Consider the following 24,054-nt stretch of genomic DNA (forward strand, 5'->3'; position numbering starts at 1 on the left):
ACTGCCCCGAGCCGGCCCGTCCGGCGCCGCACCCCGCGCCGCCTACGCCCCGCGCCGCGTACGCCCCGCGCCGCGTACGCCCCGCGCCGCGTACGCCCCGCTCGGCGGGCGCCCCGCGTCGTGCGGTCCGGCGGTGCCGCCGCACAGCGAGGGGGCGGGTCCGGACCGCGTCCGGACCCGCCCCCGGCGCGGCGTCAGCCCAGCAGTTCCACCTCCGCCAGCGCCGCCTCACCGGTCAGCACCAGCCGGTAGTGCGCGTAGGCCCCCGGCTCGCCGACCGAGAAGGCCCGCGTCTGCCGGTCCCAGCGGAACGACTCGTCGGCCCGCTGGTCGAGGTCCGTCCACCTCTCCCCGTCGGCCGAGCCCTGCAGCACCCAGCCGGTGGGCGCCGTGGTGCGGTCCGAGGAGGTCAGCGTGTACTGCACCGCCTCGGTGTCCCCGGTGACGGGCAGCTCCACGGTGGACACCGTGGCGCCGGTCACCGACGTGTCGTCGAACAGGGCGCCCCCGCCCTTCAGCACGTCCTTGCGGGGCGTGGGCACCTCGTCGTCCTTCGTGATCGACACGGGCGCCGCGTTCTCGCCCGTGCCCCACGACGACGGACGCGGGCCCATGTCGAACTCCAGGACACCGCCCTTCGAGATCACCGAGTGCGGCAGCGAAGTGGAGTTCCAGCGCTTGCCGTTGACCTTCAGGCCCTGCACGTAGACGTTCTTCGCGCTGTTCCGCGGCGCCTTGACGACCAGCTCGCGGCCGTTCTCCAGGTGCACGGTGGCCTTCTTGAACAGCGGGGAGCCGATGGCGTACTCGCCGCTGCCCATCACCAGCGGGTAGAAGCCGAGCGAGGAGAACAGGTACCAGGCCGACTGCTCGCCGTTGTCCTCGTCGCCGTGGTAGCCCTGGCCGATCTCGCTGCCGGTGTACAGGCGGGACAGCACCTCGCGCACGTTCTTCTGCGTCTTCCAGGGCTGCCCGGCCGCGTCGTACATGTACAGGGCGTGGTGGGCGACCTGGTTGGAGTGGCCGTACATGCCCATCCGGACGTCCCGCGCCTCGGTCATCTCGTGGATGACACCGCCGTAGGAGCCCTTGAACTCGGGGGAGGCCGTCTCGGGCGTGGACAGGTACTCGTCGAGCTTGTCGCCGAGGCCGTCCCGGCCGCCGTACAGGTTGGCCAGACCGCGGCTGTCCTGCGGGGCGGTGAAGGCGTAGCCCCAGCCGTTGGTCTCGGTGTAGTCGTGGCCCCACACGCGCGGGTCGTACTTCGAGGACTCCACGCGCCAGTCGCCCTCGGCGTTCCTGCCCTGGAAGAAACCGGCCTCGGAGTCGAAGAGGTTCACGTAGTCCCGGGCGCGGTCGAGGAAGTACGCGGACTCCTCCTGGTAGCGCTTCTCGCCCGTCCTCTCGTAGAGGGCCTCGCCCATCTTCGCGATGCCGTAGTCGTTGAGGTAGCCCTCCAGCGCCCACGACAGGCCCTCGTGGGTGTCGGTGGCGGTGTAGCCGAGGAACGGCGAGGTCGCCATGCCCTTGCGGCCCACACCCGACGACGGGGGCACGACGGTGGCGTTCTTCACCGCCGCGTCGTACGCGGCCTCCGCGTCGAAGTCGACGCCCTTGACGTACGCGTCGGCGAAGGCGACGTCCGAGGAGGTGCCGGTCATCAGGTCGGCGTAGCCGGGGGAGGACCAGCGCGAGGTCCAGCCGCCGTCCTTGTAGTGCTGAACGAACCCGTCGACCAGTTCACCGGCCTTGGACGGGGTCAGGAAGGAGTACGCCGGCCAGGTGGTCCGGTAGGTGTCCCAGAAGCCGTTGTTGACGTACACCTTGCCGTCGACGATCTTCGCGCCGGTGTGCGTCGGGGTGTCGGCCTTCTCCATCTTCGAGAACGGGGAGGCGTACTTGTACGTTCCGCCGACCTTCTCGTGGCCGGCGTTCGGGTACAGGTACAGCCGGTAGAGGCCGGAGTAGAGCGTGGTCAGCTGGTCGGGGGTGGCGCCCTCGACCTCGACCTTGCCGAGGATCCCGTCCCACTGGCGCTGGGCGCTCTTCTTGACCGCCTCGAAGCCGCGGCCCTCGGGGATCTCCTGGCGCAGATTGTCCTTGGCCTGGTCGACGCTGATCAGGGAGGTGGCCAGGCGCAGCGTGACCCGGCGGTCGTCGCCCGCGTCGAAGCGCAGGTGGCCCTTGACGCCGCTGGAGCCGCCCCCGGTGACCTTCTTGTCGAACTCGCCGTAGACGAACAGCCGGGTGGCGCCCGTGGAGAGCCCGGACTTGACGTCCGAGTAGCCGGTGAAGGTGCCGTTCTCCTCGTCGAGGGTCAGGCCGGCCTGGTCGGTGACGTTGTCGAACAGCACGCTCGCGTCGTCGCCGGGGAAGGTGAAGCGCATCGCCGCCGCGTGGTCGGCCGGCGCCAGCTCGGCCTTCAGGCCGTTCTCGAACCGCACCCCGTAGTAGTACGGCCGCGCGGTCTCGTTCTCGTGCCGGAACGCCAGCTCGCGCTCCTCGCGGCCGGTGTCCGGGGTGCCGGAGGCGGCCGACGGCATCACCTGGAAGGTCTGCCGGTCACCCATCCACGGGCTCGGCTCGTGGCTCGCGCTGAACGCCTGGATCGTCGGCAGGTTGTCCGCGTTGTTGCCGCGCGCGTAGTCGTACAGCCAGCTCAGCGAACCGGCGTTGGTGACCGGGGTCCAGAAGTTGAACCCGTGCGGCACGGCCGTCGCGGGGAAGTTGTTGCCGCGCGAGAACCCGCCGCTGGAGTTGGTGCCCCGGGTCGTCACCGCGTAGTCGGAGAGGTGGGCCTTCGGCCGCTCGGGCCTCACCGGCTTCAGCGCCACGTCGTCCAGCCAGCCCCGGAACCTGGTCTCGCCCTCGGGGGAGTCGTACGCCACCAGGATCCGGTCGACGGTCTTGCCGGCGGCCACCGAACCGATCCGGGAGACCACGTTGTTCCACTGGTTGACGTAGAGGACCTTCGACGCGCCCTGTCCCCGCGGGGTCAGCGGGAACCCGTGCTGGTCGGTGGCGCGCAGGTCGCTCAGGTAGGTGCCGTCGGTGAAGGCGAGGTCGACGGAGACGTTGGTGGAGTCGTAGTCGAGGTCGCCGTCCGCCATCGAGGGGAAGACGCGGTACGACAGTTCGGTGTTCCGGTCGACCCTCGTGTTGACGTCGAACACCTTGTTGTACGAGTACGCCCGCCCCTCGGCGGTGTGCCGGCCGGCGTACCGCAGGGCGCGCTTGCCGGTGAAGCCGGCGCCCGCCTTGGCCGTCGGCGAGCCGGTCGGGCCGCGGTCGACCAGCGAGAGCATGTCCTGCGGGACCGGCGCCTCGGCGTCGCCGGTGGAGAACTGGACGTCGGCGAGCTGGACTATGCCGCCGCTGCCGTTCCTGGTGATCTCCAGCCGGAAGTGCCGGTACTCGGCGACGGCCGCCGCGTCGATGTCGTAGAGCCTGGTCTGGAAGCGCTCCGCGAACGTCTCGCCCGAGCGGGTGTCGAGGGTCTTCCAGTCCTCGCCGTCGACGGACCCCTTGAGGGTCCAGTCCCTCGGGTCGCGCTCGGCGGCGTCGTTGGCGGACGTGAGGGCGTAACGGACCGCCTTGACGGGGGAGTCCAGGTCGAACTCCACCCAGCCGGTGGACTCGAAGGCCAGCCACTTGCTGCTCGGCTCGCCGTCGACGAGGTTCTCCTTCACCTCCCCGCCGCCGGTGTTCTCCGCGCTGGCGCGGACGTCCGTGACATGGTCGGTGACGTTGCCCGGAATGCCGGAGCTGTAACCGCCGTCCACGCCCGAGGCGCGCTTCCCGCCGCCCCGCGTGGTCTCGACGGTGTTCAGCCAGTCCGGGGCGGGTTCCCCGGACTCGAACGACGACGCGAACTCACGGTCCGCCTTCGGCGGTGCCTGGGGCAGCGCCACCGCGACGCCCTGTGAGCCCGCGGCCAAAGCGAAGGCGGTCGCCGCGACGACCGCCGTCCCCCATCTGTGCCGAACCCTGCTGTGCATGCGTGAGTACCCTCCCTGCGCCGGACAACGTTGTCAGCCACATACGCAAGGTCTAGTAGTGCGTCAAGTGGCCGCTGGTGTCAAGGGGGTTGAATGTGGCATTCCAGTCCCGCGGCGGTGATTTTTCCGCTGGAGAACATGCCGGAGGCCGGTATTTCCGGGAGGTCTCAACTCGGAAAAGACCGGAGGCGAACCTTGCGTTCGATCTTGCTCCGTCGGCGTGAAGTGGACTATACCTGTCGGCACTCCGGGGTGTCTTCACCGCACCCGGCCATGTACGGCCGCACTTCCTGCACGACCCAGCGAGACCCGAACGCGGTGCCGGGGAGGATCCGGTTCACCGCCAGAGTCCTGGAGAAGGCGAGGACTTGAGCATGGGATCCACTTCCGCCGAGAACCGCGGCACCGGTTCCGCCGAGAACGAAGGCGCCGGTGACCACGCCACGACCGGCGTGGGACGCCGCGCGCTGATCAAGCGGTCCGCCGCGCTCGGCCTGGTTTCCGTACCGGCGACGAGCTTCCTGTCCGCGTGCGCCAGCGGGGGCGGAAACGACAATTCCGGGGAGAACGAGGGCAAGACGTCCGAGGCCAACCCGTTCGGGGTCAAGAAAGGCGGCAAACTCGACGTCGTCATCTTCAAGGGCGGTTACGGCGACGACTACGCCAAGGCGTGGGAGGCCGCCTTCAAGAAGAAGTGGGGCGTCACCTCCGTCCACACCGGCACCCAGGAGATCACGGGCAAGCTCCAGCCCCGGTTCAACGCGGGCAACCCGCCGGACATCGTCGACGACTCCGGCGCCCAGCAGATCCCGATCGACGTACTGGCCAGGAACGGCCAACTGCTCGACCTCGCCGAGGTGCTCGACGCGCCGTCCGTCGACGACCCGGACACGAAGGTCCGCGACACCCTCGTCCCCGGCACGCTCGACACGGGCATGCAGGAGGGCAAGCTCGTCGCCCTCAACTACATCTACACGGTGTGGGGTCTGTGGTACTCCGGCAAGCTCTTCCGGGAGAAGGGCTGGGAGGCGCCCAGGACCTGGGACGACTTCCTCGCCCTCTGCAAGGACGCCAAGTCCCAGGGCATCGGCGGCCTCGCGCACCAGGGCAAGTACCCGTACTACATCAACGTCGCCATCATGGACCTGATCGCCAAGAAGGGCGGCCTGGACGCCATGAAGGCGATCGACAACCTCGACCCCAAGGCGTTCGTCGGCTCCGACGCCGCCACGGAGGCCGTCGAGGCCGTCTACGAGGTCGTCGAGAAGGGCTATCTGATGCCCGGTACGAACGGCCTGACCCACACCGAGTCCCAGACCCGCTGGAACCAGTACAAGGCCGCCTTCATCACCAGCGGTTCCTGGCTGGAGAACGAGCAACTGAAGGCGACACCGGACGACTTCGACATGAAGTTCCTGCCGATGCCCCTGCTGCCGGACAGCGCGCTGCCCTTCGAGGCGATCCGGGCCGGCTCCGGGGAGCCCTTCATCATCCCCTCCAAGGCCAAGAACCTCCCCGCGGCCAAGGAGTTCATGCGGATGATGCTCTCCAAGGAATGGTCGACCCTGTTCGCCAGGGAGGCGAACTCGCTGACCATCCTCAAGGACGGCGTCGACCCGAACGTGCGACTGCGCCCGGGTACCCAGTCCACCGTCGAGGCGTCCAAGGCGGCCGGCGACAACACCTTCCGCTACCTGTACACCGAGTGGTACAGCGAGATGAACACCGCCATCGAGAACGCCTCCAACGAGCTGATGGCCAAGCGCATCCAGCCCAAGGAGTGGCTCAAGCGCGCCCAGGCCGCGGTCGACAAGCAGGCCGAGGACCCGGCCTCGAAGCAGAACCGCCGCGACTGATCCCGCTCGACCGACCGCGTCCGGGGCCGGGGCGACCCCCGGCCCGCAGCGGCCACACCCAGGGGCAGGAACGCCATGCGCAAAGGACAGCACCGGTTCGTCGCGGGATTTCTCCTCTTTCCCGTGGCGCTCTATCTCATCTTCGTGATCTGGCCGTACATCCAGACGTTCGGTTATTCGCTGACCGACTGGAAGGGCCAGTCGCAGACCTTCGAGTTCGTCGGCCTGGACAACTACACGGCGTTGTTCGAGGACGACGTCTTCATGGGGGCTATCTGGCACAACATCCTGTTCCTGGTGTTCATCCCGGTGGTCACCATTCTGCTCGCGCTGTTCTTCGCCTTCATGCTGAACGCGGGCGGACGCGGACGTTCCGGAGGCGTCTCCGGGGTGGCCGGATCGAGGTACTACCGGGTCGTTTATTTCTTCCCGCAGGTGCTGTCGCTGGCCATCCTGGCGGTGCTCTTCGGAGCGGTCTACCGCAGTGACGGCGGCGGCATGCTCAACGGCGTACTGATCGAAATCGGACTGGTCGACGAGAACGATCCCGTGGAATGGCTCAACGAGCCGAACTTCGTGCTGTGGGCACTCATCGCGGTGGTCGTCTGGCACGGCGTCGGTTTCTACCTGGTGCTGTTCTCCGCCGCCATGCAGTCCATTCCCCGCGACGTCTACGAGGCCGCTCTCATCGACGGAGCGAGCCGCACCCAGTCCTTCTTCCGCATCACCCTGCCACTGCTGTGGGACTCCGTGCAGACCGCCTGGGTCTACCTCGGCATCGCCGCGATGGACATGTTCATCCTGGTCTCCACCATGACCGCCGGGGACTACGGCGGCGGCCCCGACCACCACAGCGAGGTCATGTCGACCGTGATGATGCGGAACTTCCTGCTGTACGGCCGGAGCGGCTACGCCTGCGCCATGGGCGTGGTCATGCTGCTCCTCACCCTGATCGTGTCCGTGGTCATGCTGCGCGCCACCCGTCGCGAGCGCATCGAGTTCTGAGGCGGAGCAACGACGATGAGCGCACCCCCCAAGGAAACCGCCCCCACCCAGGGCCCCACCCCGCCCCCGCCGCCGGCGGGCGGGGACACCGTCCGTCCCGGCGGCCGGCGCGGCGAGGGCGTCGTGCTGAACGTCTTCTCGCACGGCTTCCTCGCCCTGTGGGCGGTGCTGATCGTGCTGCCGCTGCTGTGGCTGGTGCTCAGCTCCTTCAGGACCGACGCGCAGATCGGCGGCTCGGCCTTCGGATGGCCGCGGAACTGGGACCCGGGCGTCTTCTCCCGCGCCTGGGAGAAGGGCATCGGCGACTACTTCACCAGCACCGTCATCGTGCTGGTCATCTCGGTGCCGCTGACGATGCTGTTCGGTTCGATGGCGGCGTACGTGCTGGCCCGCTACGACTTCCGGGGCAACCGCCTGCTGTACTACTTCTTCGTCGCCGGCGCGATGTTCCCCGTCTTCCTGGCCCTGGTCCCGCTGTTCTTCATGGTCAAACGGCTGGACATGCTGAACACCTACCACGGACTGGCCCTGGTGTACGTCGCCTACTCGCTGCCGTTCACGGTGTTCTTCATGCACGCCTTCTTCCGGACCCTGCCCACGGCGGTCTTCGAGGCGGCGATCCTCGACGGGGCCTCGCACACCCGGACCTTCTTCCAGGTGATGCTGCCCATGGCCAAGCCCGGTCTGCTGAGCGTCGGCATCTTCAACACGCTGGGCCAGTGGAACCAGTACATCCTGCCGACGGTGCTGATGCAGCCGCAGAGCGGTGACGACCCGGAACGCTACGTGCTGACCCAGGGGCTGATCCAGCTCCAGCAGCAGCAGGGGTACGCCTCGGACCTTCCCGTGCTCTTCGCGGGCGTGACGATCGCCATGGTGCCCATGCTGGTGGTCTACCTGTCCTTCCAGCGCCAGGTGCAGGCCGGCCTCACCTCCGCCACCTTGAAGTGAGGCGCCTCCGCCGCCTTGAAGTGACGCACCGGAACGCCTCGTGCACGCGCCGCTCCCGCCCCTGGGAGCGGCGCGTGCACGTGTGTCCATGCATCCGGAAACGGTTCAACCTCTTGACGGGAGGCGACCCGAACAGCTCAGCTTAGAGTTCACTAGTTGGACATGAACGGGGTCTCGCCGAAGCGGCCCCGCGCGCAGGAGGTCGTCGTGGAGACTCCGGGGTCGCAGTCGTCGCTGCACCGAGCCAACCTGGAGCGGGTCGTCCGGGCAGTACGTCTTGCGGGTTCCCTCACCCAGGCCGAGATCGCGAGGACGACCGGCCTGTCCGCGGCCACGGTCTCCAACATCGTCCGGGAACTGAAGGACCGCGGAACGGTCGAGGTCACACCCACCTCGGCGGGCGGGCGCCGGGCGCGCAGCGTCTCGCTGAGCGGGGACGCCGGGATCGTCGTCGGGGTCGATTTCGGGCACACCCATCTGCGGGTCGCGGTCGGGAACCTCGCCCATCAGGTGCTGGCCGAGGAGTCCGAGCCCTTGGACGTGGACGCCTCCTCGGCACAGGGCCTGGACCGGGCGGAACAACTGGTCAAACGGTTGATCGAGGCGACCGGAGCGGACCCGTCCAAGGTCGCCGGCGTGGGCCTCGGCGTACCGGGGCCGATCGACGTGGAGTCCGGGACCCTGGGCTCGACCGCGATCCTGCCCGGCTGGACCGGCACCAAGCCCGCCGAGGAGCTGCGGGGGCGGCTCGGCGTGCCGGTGCACGTGGACAACGACGCCAACCTCGGCGCCCTCGGCGAGATGGTCTGGGGGAGCGGCCGGGGGGTGCGCGACCTGGCGTACATCAAGGTCGCCAGTGGTGTCGGCGCGGGTCTGGTGATCGACGGGAAGATCTATCGCGGCCCGGGCGGCACCGCGGGTGAAATCGGGCATATTACACTCGACGAATCCGGCCCCGTCTGCCGCTGCGGCAACCGCGGCTGCCTGGAGACCTTCACGGCCGCGCGCTACGTGCTCCCGCTGCTCCAGCCCAGTCACGGCACCGGCCTCACGATGGAGGGCGTCGTACGGCTGGCGCGGGACGGGGACCCCGGCTGCCGTCGGGTGATCGCCGACGTCGGCCGCCACATCGGCAGTGGAGTCGCCAATCTCTGCAACCTGCTGAACCCGAGCCGGGTGGTCCTCGGCGGTGATCTCGCCGAGGCCGGTGAGCTGGTGCTCGGGCCGATCCGGGAGTCCGTCGGCCGCTATGCGATCCCCAGTGCGGCACGTCAACTGTCCGTTCTCCCCGGGGCACTTGGGGGTCGTGCCGAGGTGCTCGGAGCGCTCGCCCTCGCGCTGAGCGAGATGGGCGATTCGACGCTTTTGGACGGTACGGCGACCGGGTCGCTCACCGCGGCCACCCCTGCCTTCACTTAGAGAACGGATGGCACCGTTGCCATCTCGTTAAGGATTTACTTCTTGACGTCGCACGCGTGGCCGAGTTGACTTCCAGCCACCTCGGCCGCAACGACGCGGCCTCGTCAGGGAGGTTTTGTAGAAGTGAACACGCGTATGCGTCGTGCCGCCGTTGCCATCGCCGCCGGTGCGATGGCCGTCTCGCTCGCCGCTTGCGGCAGCGCCGCCGAGTCGGGCGACAAGAAGGACTCCGGTGACTCCGCCGCCAAGGGCGACGACATCAAGGTCGGTCTGCTCCTGCCGGAGAACCAGACCGCGCGGTACGAGAAGTTCGACAAGCCCTTGATCGAGAAGAAGGTCAAGGAGCTCACGAACAACAAGGGCGAGGTCGTCTACGCCAACGCCAAGCAGGACGCCAGCCTGCAGAACCAGCAGGTCGACACGATGGTCACCAACAAGGTGGACGTGCTCATCGTGGACGCGGTGGACTCCAAGGCCATCGCCGGCTCGGTGAAGAAGGCCAAGGACGCCGGCATCCCGGTCGTGGCCTACGACCGCCTCGCCGAGGGTCCGATCGACGCCTACACCTCGTTCGACAACGTGACCGTCGGCAAGACCCAGGGCGAGGCCCTCCTCGAGGCCCTGGGCGACAAGGCCAAGGACGGCCAGATCGTCATGATGAACGGGTCCTCCACCGACCCGAACGCCGCCATGTTCAAGGAGGGCGCGCACTCCGTCCTCGACGGCAAGGTGAAGATCGGCCGCGAGTACGACACCAAGGAGTGGAAGCCGGAGAACGCCAACGCCAACATGGAAGGCGCCATCTCCGCCCTCGGCAAGAAGAAGATCGTCGGCGTCTACTCCGCCAACGACGGCATGGCGGGCGGCATCATCACCGCCCTGAAGGCCGCTGGCATCGAGGACGTCCCGGTCACCGGCCAGGACGCCGAACTCGCGGGTGTGCAGCGCATCGTCACCGGCGAGCAGTACATGAGCGTCTACAAGCCGTACGCCCCGGAGGCCGACGCCGCCGCGGAGATGGCCGTCGCGCTCGCCCAGGGCAAGTCGCTGGACTCCATCGCCAAGGACAAGGTCGACAGCCCCACCACCAAGGGTGTCGCCGCAGTTCTCGTCCCGGTCGTGTCGCTGACCCAGGAGAACATCAACGACACCGTGATCAAGGACGGCGTCTACACCGTCGAGGAGATCTGCGCGGGCAAGTACAAGGCCGCCTGCGACAAGATCGGCCTCAAGTAAGCAGTCCCCGAGTCCCGTGACCGATGAGGGAGTCCGTGACCCGGACTCCCCGCACGGGGCCGACTGCCACGCGCTCCGCCGGCGCCCCGCACACATCAGCCCCGCAAGCTACGCGGGGCGCCGGACGGAACACCCCCCAAATCTTCTGCACAACCTCCCGCCGGGTCAGGCGGCGAAGGAGATGGTTCACGTGTCCGCTACGCCCGTGCTGGCGTTGCGCGGGGTCTCCAAGCGTTTCGGTGCTGTCCAGGCGCTCACCGACGTAGAGCTTGAGGTCCACGCCGGTGAGGTGGTCGCCCTGGTGGGCGACAACGGCGCCGGAAAGTCCACGCTGGTCAAGACGATCGCCGGCGTGCATCCCATCGATGAGGGATCCATCGAGTGGGACGGCAAGGCCGTCCAGATCAGCAAGCCGCACGACGCCCAGAACCTGGGCATCGCGACGGTCTACCAGGACCTCGCGCTGTGCGACAACATCGATGTCGTCGGCAACCTCTACCTGGGCCGGGAGATCCGCAGGCGCGGAGTCCTGGACGAGGTGGAGATGGAGCGCCGCTCCCGCGAGCTCCTCGACACCCTGTCGATCCGCATCCCCAGCGTCCGGATCCCGATCGCCTCCCTCTCCGGCGGTCAGCGCCAGGTCGTGGCCATCGCCCGGTCCATGCTCGGCGAGCCCAAGCTGGTGATCCTCGACGAGCCCACCGCCGCCCTCGGCGTCGAGCAGACCGCGCAGGTCCTCGACCTCGTCGAGCGGCTGCGCGAGCGCGGCCACGCCGTCATCCTCATCAGCCACAACATGGCCGATGTGAAGGCCGTGGCGGACAAGGTCGCCGTCCTGCGCCTCGGGCGCAACAACGGCGTCTTCGAGGTCAAGTCGACCTCGCAGGAAGAGATCATCTCCGCCATCACGGGCGCCACGGACAACGCCGTGACCCGTCGTGCGGCGCGCACCAATGGGGAGATCAAGAAGTGAGCACCGAGAAGACCTCCACCCCCACCGAGGACCACGCCGTGGAGAACCCCGAGGCGGCCGCCGCGGCGGTCACCGTGGTGGACCCCAGGCTGCTGGTACGCGAACAGGGCCTCGCGGGCTACTGGAACGAGTTCAAGCGGAAGATGAAGGCCGGTGACCTCGGCTCCCTCCCCGTCGTGGTCGGCCTGCTGATCATCTGGGCCATCTTCACCAGCCTGAACTCCAACTTCCTCACCGCCGGCAACTTCTCCGACATGTCCGTCGCCATGGTCGGCACGGGCATGATCGCCGTCGGTATCGTCTTCGTCCTGCTGCTCGGCGAGATCGACCTGTCGGTCGGCTCGGTCAGCGGTGTCGCGGGCGCGGCCTTCGCGGTCATGAACGTCACGCACGGGATGAACGAGGTGCTGGCCCTGGTGCTGGCGATCCTCACCGGCACGGTGGCCGGCGCCGTCCACGGCTTCATCTTCGCCCGCATCGGCGTCCCGGCCTTCGCCGTGACCCTGGCCGGACTGCTGTTCTGGCAGGGCTTCATGCTGCAGATCCTCGGCGACAACGGCACCATCAACCTCGACTCCGAGGGCATCGTCGTCAAGCTGACCAGCTACTACTTCTCGGACGTGGCCGCCGCGTACGGCCTGGCCCTCGTCGCGACCGTGGGGTACTTCCTCCTCGCGTTCTTCGACAACCGCCGCCGTGAGGCCGCCGGTGTGCCGTCCCGCCCGCTGAACGAGATCATCGTGCGGACCGTACTGCTCGCGATCCTGGCGTTCGCCGTCGCGATCGTCTTCAACCAGTACAAGGGCCTGCCGCTGGCCGTGGTGATCTTCCTCGCGTTCCTGGTGCTCACGGACTTCGTGCTGCGCCGCACCGCGTACGGCCGCAAGGTCTTCGCGCTCGGCGGCAGCGTCGAGGCGTCCCGCCGCGCCGGCATCAACGTGGAGATGGTCCGGATCTCGGTCTTCGCGATCGCCGGTACCTTCGCCGCGATCGGCGGCCTGTTCGTCGCCTCGAAGATCGCCTCCGCCAACCAGGGCGCGGGCACCGGTGAGTTCCTGATGAACGTCATCGCCGCGGCCGTCATCGGTGGCACGTCCCTCTTCGGCGGCCGTGGCCGCACCTGGGACGCGCTGCTCGGTGTGATGGTCATCATCTCGATCACGTACGGGCTGGCGCTGGAGGGCATCGCCTCGCCGGTGCAGTACATGATCACCGGTGGTGTGCTGCTGGCGACCGTCGTCATCGACGCGGTCACCCGCAAGACGCAGAAGACCGCGGGGCGCGCGTAGCAGCCGTGCCGCGGGTGCGCGGTGGTCGATCGCGCAGTTCCCCGCGCCCCTCGAGGGTGTGACCGTGCCCGGCGCCTCACAGGTGCCGGGCACGGTCGCGTCGTTTGTGGGTACTGCTGACCGGGTGACGCATGACGCACGGCCCGGAGACCGTTCGGCGGAGCGGAACATTAGACTCGACCCGCCCGGCAACAGCTCGATCAGCTCTACTGCAAGGAGGCACGGGTGCCGCTGCTGACCCGCATCAGGGGACCGCGCGATCTGGACCGGCTCAGCCCGGAGGAGCTCGACCAGCTGGCCGGGGAGATCCGGGCCTTCCTCGTCGACGCGGTCTCCAAGACCGGCGGCCACCTCGGCCCCAACCTCGGTGTGGTGGAGCTCACCATCGCCCTGCACCGGGTCTTCGAGTCGCCCAGGGACAAGGTGCTCTGGGACACCGGCCACCAGTCCTACGTCCACAAGCTGCTGACCGGCCGGCAGGACTTCTCCCGGCTGAAGATGAAGGGCGGCCTGTCGGGCTACCCCTCGCAGGCCGAGTCCGAGCACGACGTCATCGAGAACAGCCACGCCTCCACCGTCCTCGGCTGGGCCGACGGCATCGCCAAGGCCAACCAGATCAAGAAGCGCGACAGCCACGTCGTCGCGGTCATCGGTGACGGCGCGCTGACCGGCGGCATGGCCTGGGAGGCGCTGAACAACATCGCCGACGCCAAGGACCGCCCGCTCGTCATCGTCGTCAACGACAACGAGCGCTCCTACTCGCCGACCATCGGCGGCCTCGCCAACCACCTGGCGACCCTGCGCACCACCGACGGCTACGAGCGCTTCCTGACCCGCACCAAGGACCTCCTGGAGCGGACCCCGGTCGTCGGCAAGCCCCTCTTCGACACGCTGCACGGCGCCAAGAAGGGCCTGAAGGACTTCATCGCCCCGCAGGGCATGTTCGAGGACCTCGGCCTGAAGTACGTCGGCCCCATCGACGGCCACGACATCGAGGCCCTGGAGTCCGCCCTGGCCCGCGCCAAGCGCTTCAACGGCCCGGTGATCGTGCACTGCCTCACCGAGAAGGGCCGCGGCTACCAGCCCGCCCTCCAGGACGAGGCCGACCGCTTCCACGCCGTCGGCAAGATCCACCCCGACACGGGTCTGCCGATCGCCACCTCGGGCGCCGACTGGACCTCCGTCTTCGGCGAGGAGATGGTCAGGCTCGGCGAGGAGCGCGAGGACGTCGTCGCCATCACCGCCGCCATGCTCCAGCCGGTCGGCCTCGACAAGTTCGCCAAGCGCTTCCCCGACCGGGTCTACGACGTCGGCATCGCCGAGCAGCATGGCGCCGTCTCCGCGGCCGGCCTCGCGCACGCCGGGGTGCACCCCGTCTTCGCCGTGTACGCCACCTTCCTCAACCGCGCCTTCGACCAGGTGCTGATGGACGTGGCCCTGCACAAGTGCGGCGTGACGTTCGTGCTCGACCGGGCCGGCGTCACCGGCACCGACGGCGCCTCCCACAACGGCATGTGGGACATGTCGATCCTCCAGGTCGTCCCCGGGCTGCGGCTGGCCGCCCCGCGCGACGCCGACCAGGTGCGCGCCCAGCTCCGCGAGGCCGTCGCCGTCGAGGACGCCCCCACCGTGGTGCGCTTCTCCAAGGGCGCCGTCGGCCCCGCCGTGCCCGCCGTGGGCCGCGTCGGCGGCATGGACGTCCTGCGTGAGCCCGGCACCGACGCCCCCGACGTCCTGCTGGTCTCCGTGGGCGCCCTCGCGCCGATGTGCCTGGAGATCGCCGCCCTGCTCGACCGGCAGGGCATCTCCACCACCGTCGTCGACCCGCGCTGGGTCAAGCCCGTCGACGAGGCCATGGCCCCGCTCGCCGAGAAGCACCGCGTGGTCGTCACCGTCGAGGACAACTCGCGCGTCGGCGGCGTCGGCTCCGCGATCGCCCAGGCCCTGCGCGACGCCGGCGTGGACGTACCGCTGCGCGACTTCGGCATCCCGCCGCGCTTCCTCGACCACGCCTCCCGCGCCGAGGTCATGGCCGAGATCGGACTGACCGCCCCCGACATCGCCCGCCAGGTCACCGGTCTGGTCGCGAAGCTCGACGGCCTCCCCCACTCCCGGCTCCGCTCGAGCGGGGGGACGACCCCCACCGACCGGTCCTCCACCGACACCGTGGACGCGGTGGAGCCGGCCCGCGACTGACGGGTCGCCCACGCGTCGCCCGGACGGGCCGCCCGTGCCACTGTGAAGAGTGGCGCGCGCGGCCCATCTGCGTGAAAGCGCCCGCGCCGGGGCATACGAGCTACGCCCCCTCTCGATCATGTCGAGGACGACAAGCGTGGGAGGTACCCGTGACAAGCCCTCTCTTCCGGACGAAGAAGGTCGAGCAGTCCATCCGTGACACGGAGGAACCCGAGCACGCGCTCAGGAAATCCCTGTCCGCGCTGGACCTGACCGTCTTCGGCGTCGGTGTCATCATCGGCACCGGCATCTTCGTCCTCACCGGCACGGTCGCCAAGAACAACGCCGGGCCCGCCACGGCCCTGGCCTTCGTGGTGGCCGGCGTCGTCTGCGGGCTCGCAGCGCTCTGCTACGCCGAGTTCGCCTCCACCGTCCCGGTGGCGGGCTCCGCCTACACCTTCTCGTACGCCTCCCTCGGTGAGCTGCCGGCCTGGATCATCGGCTGGGACCTGGTCCTGGAGTTCGCGCTCGGCACGGCGGTGGTGGCCGTCGGCTGGTCGGGCTACATCCAGTCGCTCATGGACAACGCGGGCTGGCAGCTGCCCGCGGTGCTGGGCAGCCGCGAGGGCTCCGACGTCTTCGGGTTCGACATCCTCGCCGCCGCCCTGGTGCTGGTGCTCACCGGCATCCTCGTCCTCGGCATGAAGCTCTCCGCCCGCGTCACCTCGGTCGTCGTCGCGATCAAGGTGACCGTGGTCCTCGTGGTGATCATCGCGGGGGCCTTCTTCATCACCGCCGACAACTACGACCCGTTCATCCCGGAGTCGAAGCCCGTGCCCGCCGGCGACAGCCTGCAGTCCCCGCTCATCCAGCTGATGTTCGGCTGGGCCCCGGCCAACTTCGGCGTGATGGGCATCTTCACCGCCGCCTCGGTGGTGTTCTTCGCCTTCATCGGCTTCGACATCGTCGCCACGGCCGCCGAGGAGACCAAGAACCCGCAGCGCGACATGCCCCGCGGCATCCTCGGCTCCCTGTTCATCTGCACCGTGCTGTACGTCCTGGTGTCGATCGTCGTCACCGGCATGCAGAACTACCGGGAACTCTCCGTGGACGCCCCGCTGGCGGACGCCTTCAAGGCCACCGGGCACCCCTGGTTCGCGGGCTTCATCAGCTTCGGCGCCGCCGTCGGCCTGACGACCGTCTGCATGATCCTGCTGCTCGGCCAGACCCGGGTCTTCTTCGCGATGAGCCGTGACGGACTGCTGCCCCGGTTCTTCTCCCGGGTCCACCCCCGGTTCAAGACCCCGCACCGGCCGACCATCCTGCTCGGTGTCCTCATCGCGGTCCTCGCCGGCTTCACCCCGCTGAACGAGCTCGCCGCGCTGGTGAACATCGGCACCCTGTTCGCCTTCGTGATCGTCGCGATCAGCGTGATCATCCTCCGCAGGACCCGGCCCGACCTGCACCGGTCGTTCCGCACCCCCTGGGTGCCCGTCCTGCCGATCGTGTCGGTCGCCGCCTCCCTGTGGCTGATGCTGAACCTGCCCGCCGAGACCTGGGTCCGCTTCGGCGTCTGGATGGTGATCGGCGTCGTCGTCTACTTCCTCTACAGCCGCACCCACAGCCGTATGGCCCAGCGCGAGGGGACGGAGCCCGGAGCGCCCCTCGGACCGTCCGGCGGCCCGGGCTCCCGCTGAACCGGCGCGGGCCGTCGTACCCGCTCCGCCCGGCGCGGCGCCGGCCGGGCGGGTACGGCACCGGCCCGGGGCCGGCCGGCGAGACCGGCTACGTCGCCCGCGGCGGTACGGAGGCCGCCGTGGCCGGACGCGGCCCCGAACCGCTCACCCCGCCGAGGTCCCGTCCACCGCCGAGCGCCTCCTGGCCGCCGGTACCGACGCCGCCGGAGCGGGCCGCCACGGCCGGGGGGCGACCCGGCCGCCGGACGCACCCCGGCCCACCTCGCCCGCCCGGTCCGCCGGCGGCCGGACCCGGACGCCGGCACGTGGAGGGCACCGGGCGCCGCCGGTCTCAGCGGGGCACGGACCGCGGACCGGTGACGTCCGCGCCCAGGGCGGTCACCCTGCGGCGCAGCTCGCGGTCGGCCGTGACGACCAGGACCGGCCGGTCCCCCGCCCCGGCCACCAGCGCGACCATGTGGTCGTCGCCGCTGCCCGGGGCGGACTCCACCCGGACCCCGGGTACCGGCTCCACCCCGCGTGCCGCCCCCTCGACCACCAGGACGATCTCCACCGGACCGGGACGGCCGGGCAGTCCGTCCGCGGCCAGCCGGTCGCGCAGGCGCTCCGCGGCGCCCCGGCGGTCCCGCCACCACCCGTCGGGCACCGACCCGACGACGTTCGCGGCGTCGACGATCACGAGCGGGGCGGCGGTGTCGTGCATACGGTCAGGGTCCCACGCGGGGCCGCCCCGCCGGCGTTCCGGCGGGCGGACGGAGCGTACGGAACCGACGCCTCCGTACGCCTGGGCACGCTCCGCGCACCGGCCGCCTCCGCGGAACACACCGCCCTCCACCTCGCCGACGGGCACGGCCGTACGGTCCTCGGCCGCCCGGCGCTCCGGGGACGGCGTACGGTCCGACGGCCGAACCGATGGGACGGAGCCCGGGGAACAGGTGAACGATCGGCATATGATGTGCCGAGTTTTAGGGGTCCCGTGTCGGTGATGCGGCGGGCTTCAGGAAGGTTCACCAGGCGATGCGGAGAAAGCCGGCAGGTCCCACGGGTGCCTCCGTCAAGGGCGGGCACACCGCCGAGGAGCGTCACGAGGTCGCGTCCGGAGTGGCCCACGGAGACTGGCTCACCCGCGGCAAGGACGGCCGGCTGACGTTGTACGCCCCCACCGGGGGCGGTCTGCTGCGCTGGACGGAGACCGCCGTCGGAGGCCCGGAGTGGAGCGGGCCGCACTTCGTGCCGGTGACCGGACTGACGCATCTGACGGTGGTCCAGGGAGCCAACGCCTACGTCCACTTCCTCGGCCGCCGGGAGCGTACCGGCGCCGGGGGCGAACGGAACGTGGACATCGTGCACGCCATCCAGTACCAGACCGGTCTCGCCTTCAGCGACTGGCGGTCCCTCGGCAACCCCTGCCGCAACCCGGAAGGGTCCGGTCCGCCCGCTGCGCCGTCCGGGGCGGTGGCCCCGGACGGCACCGTGCACGTCTTCCTCCGCGGTGAGCACGGCGGTCTGGTGCTCCGGCGCGAGGCCCCGAACGGCAAGTGGCGGGCCTGGGAGGACCTGCGCGGTGGCGGCATCGACGCCCGGCCCGCGGCGATCGCGCTCACCGACGGACGGATCGAGGTCTGCGCCGCTGCCGAGACGGGCGTGCTCGTCTGGCGGCAGTCCGCTCCCGGCGGCGACTTCACGGGCCCCCGCGGCTTCTCGCTGCGGCCCGCGCCGGGCACGGTCGCGGCCCTGGAGACCGGGCCCGGCCGGGCCACGTTCTTCTGGACGGACGCGGAGAGCAACGGGGCTGCGGCCTGGCGGGCGGGCGGCTGGCCGGCCGCCCTGGGCGGTACCCCGGCCGAGCGGCCGTACGCGGTGCTCCGCACGTCGCTGGACGGCTACGACTGCGTCGTCCTCGCCTACCGCGGCCGGGACGGTGCGGCCGTGCTCGGCATGGGCGGCACCGAGAACGAGGCCGCCGGATTCTGGTGGTACGCGCTGGCCGAGTCCTGCCAGGGCGCTCCGGCCCTGGCCCTGGACGGGCGGGGCCGTGTGGTGATGGCGCTGATCGGCACCGACGGCAGGCCCAGGGTCGCCCGCCAGGACGAGGGCGACGGCCTCGCCCTCACACGGTGGGACACGCTCGGGGGCTGAGCGGCCGGCGCCGTCGCGCCGTCGTACCGGAGGTCAGCCGCCCGTCGCGGGCGACTTCTTCGCGGACTCGGGGATCTCCGCGTCGGAGCGGATCGCCTCCCACAGCTGATCGGCCTGGGGCTGTGCGGCCACCACCCGGTTCGGGTCGGCCTTGTCGTACGCCACCGGGAGCATGATCGTTTCCATGGACGCCGGGTCGACCCCGTTCATGCTGCGCGCGAAGTCGGCCAGGCTGGTCAGCGAGGCCAGTTCGGAGTCGGTGGTCAGCGCCGAGGTCAGCGTGTCGGCGATCTTGTACGTCTTGGTGGGGCTGCCGAACAGGTCCTGCCGCTTCACCTCGCTCAGCAGGGCGATCATGAACTGCTGCTGGAGTCCTATGCGGCCCAGGTCGCTGCCGTCACCGACGCCGTGCCGGGTCCGCACGAACGCCAGGGACTGGGTGCCGTCCAGCTTGTGGGTCCCGGCGCTCAGATCGAGGCCGCTGGAGGTGTCCTTGATGGGCTCCTCGACGGTCACGGTCACACCGCCGATGGCGTCGACCAGTCCTTTGAAACCGGCGAAGTCGATCTCCATGTAGTGGTCCATGCGGACGCCGGACATCTTCTCCACGGTCTTGACCACACAGGCCGGACCGGCCGTCGAGTACACGGAGTTGAACATGACGCGCTCGGCCGCCGGGAGGGTGGAGCCGTCCGCCTTGGCGCACTCCGGGCGGGTGACGAGCGTGTCGCGCGGGATGCTCACGGCGACGGCCTGCCGGCGCCCTTCGGGGATGTGCATCACCAGCGCGGTGTCCGACCGGGCGCCCGACACCTGACCGGTGCCCAGTCCGGCGTTCGCGCCGGCGCGCGAGTCCGAGCCGAGGACCAGCACGTTCTGTCCGGACGTCGGCAGTTTCTCCGGACGGTCCTCGCCGAGGGCCTCGTCCAGGTCGACTCCGTCGATGTTGCCGTTCAGGTCGCTGTAGAGCCAGTATCCCGTGCCCCCCGCCGCGAGCAGGACGGCCAGGAACGACAGCAGGACGATGCGTCCCCAGCGCCGGCGGGGGCGCTGCGCCCGGCGGCGTCCGTCGCCGGGCGCCGGCTGCGCACGCCCTGACTCCGTGGTGGCGCTCTGCGTCATGATGCTCGGTTCCTCTCCTCACGGGCTCCGCGTGGCGGAGTGGCAGGGCCCGGGTGGGGGGAAGACCGGCCCACTGATGCGGTCACGTCAGTGGGAGAACTATAGGCAGCGGCTCATGACTCGGTGCCGAGTGGGTGCAGATAGCACGGCAGAGCGATGAATGCCACATGAATCAATCTTGACCACCTATAAGGGTGGCTTAAGATGTGGGGAACCTGTGGCCGGTGTGGAGGGGGGCTCTCGCGAGGCCGGGGGTGCTGGCGGGGCGTGGCGGCGGATGCCGCGGTGCGCCGCGTATGGGGTGGAGCGTCCAGTGTGGACTGCTGATGTCCTGGTGGGCGAAATGTCTTGGTAGGAGTACGAGTTGGTGGTTTACCCGCGCCTGAGTGTCGTCGTGCCCTTTCAGGACGTCGAGGCCTATCTCGCCGAATGCCTGGAGTCCATCGCGCGCCAGTCGTTCCGTGATTTCGAGGTCGTTCTCGTCGACGACGGTTCCACCGACGGATCGGTGCGGATCGCGGCCGACTTCTGCGCGGCCGACCGCCGTTTCCGCCTCGTTCGCCAGCACGCCCACGGGCCGGGGCACGCACGCAACACCGGCCTGCGCAACACCCACCCCGCGGCGGAGTTCCTCGCCTTCGTGGACGGCGACGACGTCATCCCCGAGTACGCCTACGAACTCCTGGTGCGCACCCTCGAGGAATCCGAGGCGGATTTCGTCTCGGGCAACGTGCAGATGATGAACTCCACCAAGAAGTGGCAGTCACCGCTGCACAAGGGCCCGATGCAGAAGAACCGGCGCGGCACGCACATCACGAAGTTCGAGGCGCTGATCTACGACCGCACCGTCTGGAACAAGCTCTTCCGCCGCTCCTTCTGGGACCACCACTCCATCAGGTTCCCCGAAGGCGTGATGTACGAGGACTCGTGGGTCAACATGTACGCCCACTTCAGTGCCGCCAAGGTCGACGTCCTCACGGACGTCGTCTACTTCTGGCGCCGCCGGGAGGGGGGAGCGGCGCCCTCCATCACCCAGCGCCACTCCGAACTGTCGAACCTGCGCGACCGGGTCGCGGCCGTGCAGTCCGTGAGCCGCTTCCTCGGCGACCAGGACTCCCGGGAGTACGCGGACAGCAAGCGGAAGTACGACCTCGCGTGCCTGAAGTCCGACCTCATGCTCCACCTGAAGGTGCTCCCGGACGCCGACGAGGAGTATCAGCACTCCTTCATGCAGTGGGCCAACGAGTTCCTCGACGAGACCGACCTCACCCTCATCGACGAGCTGCCCGCGGACGCCCGCGTCAAGTGGCTGCTGGTGCGCGAGCGGCGGCTGGCCGAACTCCTCGACGTCATCGAGTTCGAGCGTCGTGGCGGTCCCATGCCCGTGCAGCGGCGGTTCCGGCGCTATCTCAACTACCCCTACCTCGGCGACCGGGAGGTGGGCCTCGACAAGAAGGCCTACCGCCTGGACAAGGAGTTCTCCCTGCACGGCTCGCTCTCCGGCGCCAGGTGGGGCTCCCAGTCCGACATGCTCATCCTCACCGGAACCGCCTACGTCCGGTTCATCAACGTGCACAAGAAGCACATGTCGGTCAAGGCGATCGCCCTGCGGAACAAGAAGCAGGGCCGCATGACGATCACCACGGCGAAGACCGTCTACGCGCCGCAGGCCACCGAGGACTCGAAGCAGAATCGTTATTGCTATGACTGGGCCGGCTTCGAGGCGCGGATCGACACCACGCGCCTCAAGCGCAAGGGCCAGTGGGTCGAGGGCACCTGGGACGTGGCCGCCGGCGTCCTCAGCCGCGGGCTGTTCCGGTACCGGGGCATCGACCGGGGCGGTGCGGGCAGCGCCGCCAACCCGCCCTACCGGTACGTCGACAAGAACACGCGCCTCCTCCCGGTCTTCCTCCAGGGCAAACTCAAGCTGCGCGTCGAGATCGTGCGCTGCCGGATCACCCAGCACCGTCTCGTCGGCGACCAGCTGGAGCTGCGCGGCGTCTACCTCGGCCCCAAGGTGCCGGAGTGGGGCAAGCTCCGTGTCACCAGCATGAGCGGAGCCGGGCGGCACGACGCACGCGTCCACTTCACGCCCGGCGGCGACGGTTGGTGCACGTTCTCCGCCAAGCTGCCCCTGAGCAGCCTGGTGCCGAAGTCCCGCGTCCACGCGGGGACGGACGCGGACGTCCCGCAGGCCTGGGGCATGGGCAGCAACGGGTGGAAGACGACCTTCCACGTCGAGGGCCGCAAGATGACCATGTACCCCGTCATGGCGGAGGAGACGGCGGACGGGCACTACCGCATGCCGGCGTCACTGCAGACCCGGGAGGGCGACCGCGAGGTCGTCGTCCACCGCAACGGATCCGGCTATCTCGTGCTCTTCGAACGCGCGACCCTTCCCCTCGCGACCCGGTGCGAGTGGCGGGAGGACGGCTCGCTGGAGATCGAGGGCCGCTACCTGGCCGCGGACCGGCTGACCCAGGAGGAGTACCGGGCCGCTCACCTGGTGGTCCGTTCGCGTGCGCACGGCGCGGAACGTTCGGTGCCCCTGGTCTGGGACGGCTACGGGTTCCGCTGCGTACTGGCCCCCGCCGCCATGCGGACCCTGGCCGGGGACATCCCGCTCGCGGCCGGACGGTGGGACTTCTTCCTGCGCCGCCAGGACCTCTCCGCCGTGGCGCGCGAGGACCGCCTCGAAGACCTGATGGTGAAGATCGAACAGGATCTCATCGAAACGTTCCCGCAGGAGTACGAGAGGAACGAACGCCGCTACGAGACGCAGGCCGAGGCATACGACCGGCTGTCGCTCCTCGTCCACTCGGCGATGCCCGATCACGCCCGCGGCCCCTACCGGCAGAAGCTGCTGCGCACCAAGGCCTACCCCGCGGCCCGCCGGGAGCCGGTGCGCGACGCCGTGCTCTTCGACGCCTTCAAGGGCACCCAGTACTCCGACAGCCCCCGCGCCCTGCACGAGGAACTCGTGCGCCGTCGTGTCGACCTCGACCACCTGTGGGTGGTACGCGACGACCAGGTCCAGGTGCCGCCCACGGCGACGCCCGTCCGCATGTGGTCACCGCAGTGGTACGAGGCCCTCGCCACCAGCCGGTACGTCGTCGCCAACAACCACCTCCCGGACTGGTTCAAGAAGCGGGACGGCCAGGTCGTCGTGCAGACGTGGCACGGCACACCGCTGAAGAAGATCGGCCACGACATCGAGTCCATCCACTTCGCCGACCAGCGCTATCTGGAACGCGTCGAGAAGGAGGTGCAGAACTGGGACATGCTGGTGTCCCCCAACAGTTTCTCCACCCCGATCCTCAAGCGCGCCTTCGGCTTCCCCGGCGAGATGGTGGAGAGCGGCTACCCGCGCAACGACATCCTGCGCCGGCCCGGCATGGAAGCCCGGGAGCAGCAGATCCGCCACCGGATCGGACTGCCGGAGGGCAAGCGGGTGGTGCTGTACGCGCCGACCTGGCGCGACGACCAGTTCTACGCGCCCGGGAAGTACAAGCTGGACTTCCGCATCGACCTGGAGGCCGCGCGTGCGCAGCTCGGGGCCGACCACGTCCTCATGGTGCGCCGCCACCCCAACGTCGTGGACCCGGTGCCGGGCGCCGGCGACGGATTCGTCTTCGACGTCTCCGACTACCCGGACATGGCCGACCTCTCGCTGATCACCGACGTGATGATCACCGACTACTCCTCCCTGATGTTCGACTACGTCAACACCGGGCGGCCCATCCTGTTCTTCACCTACGACCTGGATCACTACCGCGACACCCTGCGCGGGTTCTACTTCGACTTCGAGGGCAGCGCCCCGGGCCCCCTTCTCTACACGTCCGAGGAGCTGGTGACCGCCATCCGCGACATCGACCGGATCCAGGACCTCTACGCCGAGCGGTACCGCTGGTTCCAGCAGGAGTTCTGCGACCTGGACGACGGTTACGCCGCCGCGCGGCTCGCCGACCGGATGCTGGTCGCGGGTGGAGACCTCGAGCCCGGGCAGGCGCACGCACCGGCCGTCGGCACCGTCGGCACCCAGCAGGCGGGAAGGCCGATGACCCCCGTTCACTGGGGCACGACGCAGTGGTTCACCGGCCAGCACGCGCCCGCGGGGCTGATCGGCGCCGTACCCGCCCAGCCCACCGCGGCGCAGGCCTTCGAAGAAGTGATCGTGTGACGGCGACGGCTTCG

At 69.5% G+C, this 24,054-nt stretch carries 14 protein-coding genes; 11 read left to right on the forward strand and 3 right to left on the reverse strand.

The features are described 5' to 3' along the window. Positions 1 to 194: 194 nt before the first annotated feature. On the reverse strand, positions 195 to 3,998 hold the full coding sequence (locus tag ACFY3N_RS10215) for a GH92 family glycosyl hydrolase (protein ID WP_390816162.1): 3,804 nt from the start codon (positions 3,996 to 3,998) through the stop codon (positions 195 to 197). A 374-nt stretch (positions 3,999 to 4,372) separates the two neighbouring features. On the opposite strand from ACFY3N_RS10215, the gene ngcE reads away from it, so the two are divergent. The 9 genes from ngcE (at position 4,373) to ACFY3N_RS10260 (ending at position 16,599) form a co-directional block, all read left to right on the forward strand. After that, the gene (gene ngcE / locus ACFY3N_RS10220; protein ID WP_390816163.1) at positions 4,373 to 5,854 is read left to right on the forward strand and encodes an N-acetylglucosamine/diacetylchitobiose ABC transporter substrate-binding protein; all 1,482 of its coding nucleotides are present in this window, start codon (positions 4,373 to 4,375) and stop codon (positions 5,852 to 5,854) included. A 75-nt stretch (positions 5,855 to 5,929) separates the two neighbouring features. Further along, the gene (locus ACFY3N_RS10225; protein WP_390816164.1) at positions 5,930 to 6,859 is read left to right on the forward strand and encodes a carbohydrate ABC transporter permease; all 930 of its coding nucleotides are present in this window, start codon (positions 5,930 to 5,932) and stop codon (positions 6,857 to 6,859) included. 15 nt (positions 6,860 to 6,874) lie between these two features. Then, positions 6,875 to 7,810, forward strand: coding sequence for a carbohydrate ABC transporter permease (locus ACFY3N_RS10230; RefSeq protein WP_390816165.1), 936 nt, complete (start codon positions 6,875 to 6,877; stop codon positions 7,808 to 7,810). A 207-nt stretch (positions 7,811 to 8,017) separates the two neighbouring features. Beyond that, complete coding sequence (locus ACFY3N_RS10235; protein WP_390816461.1) at positions 8,018 to 9,229, forward strand: ROK family protein; 1,212 nt, start codon at positions 8,018 to 8,020, stop codon at positions 9,227 to 9,229. Between the two features lie 135 nt (positions 9,230 to 9,364). Beyond that, positions 9,365 to 10,465 (forward strand): substrate-binding domain-containing protein, encoded by a 1,101-nt coding sequence (locus tag ACFY3N_RS10240; RefSeq protein WP_390816462.1) that lies wholly within the window; start codon positions 9,365 to 9,367, stop codon positions 10,463 to 10,465. A gap of 181 nt (positions 10,466 to 10,646) precedes the next feature. Beyond that, complete coding sequence (locus ACFY3N_RS10245) at positions 10,647 to 11,438, forward strand: ATP-binding cassette domain-containing protein (RefSeq protein ID WP_030832927.1); 792 nt, start codon at positions 10,647 to 10,649, stop codon at positions 11,436 to 11,438. Continuing rightward, complete coding sequence (locus tag ACFY3N_RS10250) at positions 11,435 to 12,727, forward strand: sugar ABC transporter permease (RefSeq protein ID WP_390816166.1); 1,293 nt, start codon at positions 11,435 to 11,437, stop codon at positions 12,725 to 12,727. The genes ACFY3N_RS10245 and ACFY3N_RS10250 overlap by 4 nt, the downstream gene beginning before the upstream one ends. Positions 12,728 to 12,952: 225 nt before the next feature. Beyond that, positions 12,953 to 14,923 carry a 1-deoxy-D-xylulose-5-phosphate synthase gene (gene dxs / locus ACFY3N_RS10255; protein WP_390816167.1) on the forward strand — a complete coding sequence of 657 codons (1,971 nt, stop codon included), beginning with the start codon at positions 12,953 to 12,955 and terminating at the stop codon, positions 14,921 to 14,923. Between the two features lie 149 nt (positions 14,924 to 15,072). Beyond that, a complete protein-coding gene (locus tag ACFY3N_RS10260) occupies positions 15,073 to 16,599 on the forward strand; it encodes an amino acid permease (RefSeq protein ID WP_390816168.1) in 1,527 nt (508 codons plus the stop codon). A 331-nt stretch (positions 16,600 to 16,930) separates the two neighbouring features. On the opposite strand, the gene ACFY3N_RS10265 is transcribed toward ACFY3N_RS10260, so the two are convergent. Further along, entirely contained in the window at positions 16,931 to 17,302 is a 372-nt protein-coding gene (locus tag ACFY3N_RS10265; RefSeq protein ID WP_390816169.1) for an NTP pyrophosphohydrolase, read from the reverse strand. 314 nt (positions 17,303 to 17,616) lie between these two features. Here ACFY3N_RS10265 and ACFY3N_RS10270 point away from each other — a divergent pair, with 314 nt between their 5' ends. Beyond that, positions 17,617 to 18,738, forward strand: a complete 1,122-nt coding sequence (locus ACFY3N_RS10270) for a hypothetical protein (RefSeq protein WP_390816170.1) — start codon at positions 17,617 to 17,619, stop codon at positions 18,736 to 18,738. A 33-nt stretch (positions 18,739 to 18,771) separates the two neighbouring features. On the opposite strand, the gene ACFY3N_RS10275 is transcribed toward ACFY3N_RS10270, so the two are convergent. Next, positions 18,772 to 19,860, reverse strand: a complete 1,089-nt coding sequence (locus tag ACFY3N_RS10275; RefSeq protein WP_390816171.1) for an LCP family protein — start codon at positions 19,858 to 19,860, stop codon at positions 18,772 to 18,774. A gap of 394 nt (positions 19,861 to 20,254) precedes the next feature. On the opposite strand from ACFY3N_RS10275, the gene ACFY3N_RS10280 reads away from it, so the two are divergent. Then, positions 20,255 to 24,040 (forward strand): CDP-glycerol glycerophosphotransferase family protein, encoded by a 3,786-nt coding sequence (locus tag ACFY3N_RS10280; RefSeq protein WP_390816172.1) that lies wholly within the window; start codon positions 20,255 to 20,257, stop codon positions 24,038 to 24,040. The last annotated feature ends 14 nt before the right edge of the window (positions 24,041 to 24,054 follow it).

Origin of the sequence: Streptomyces sp. NPDC000348, from assembly GCF_042898795.1 — a bacterium.
In the GTDB taxonomy this organism is placed as follows: Bacteria; Actinomycetota; Actinomycetes; order Streptomycetales; family Streptomycetaceae; genus Streptomyces.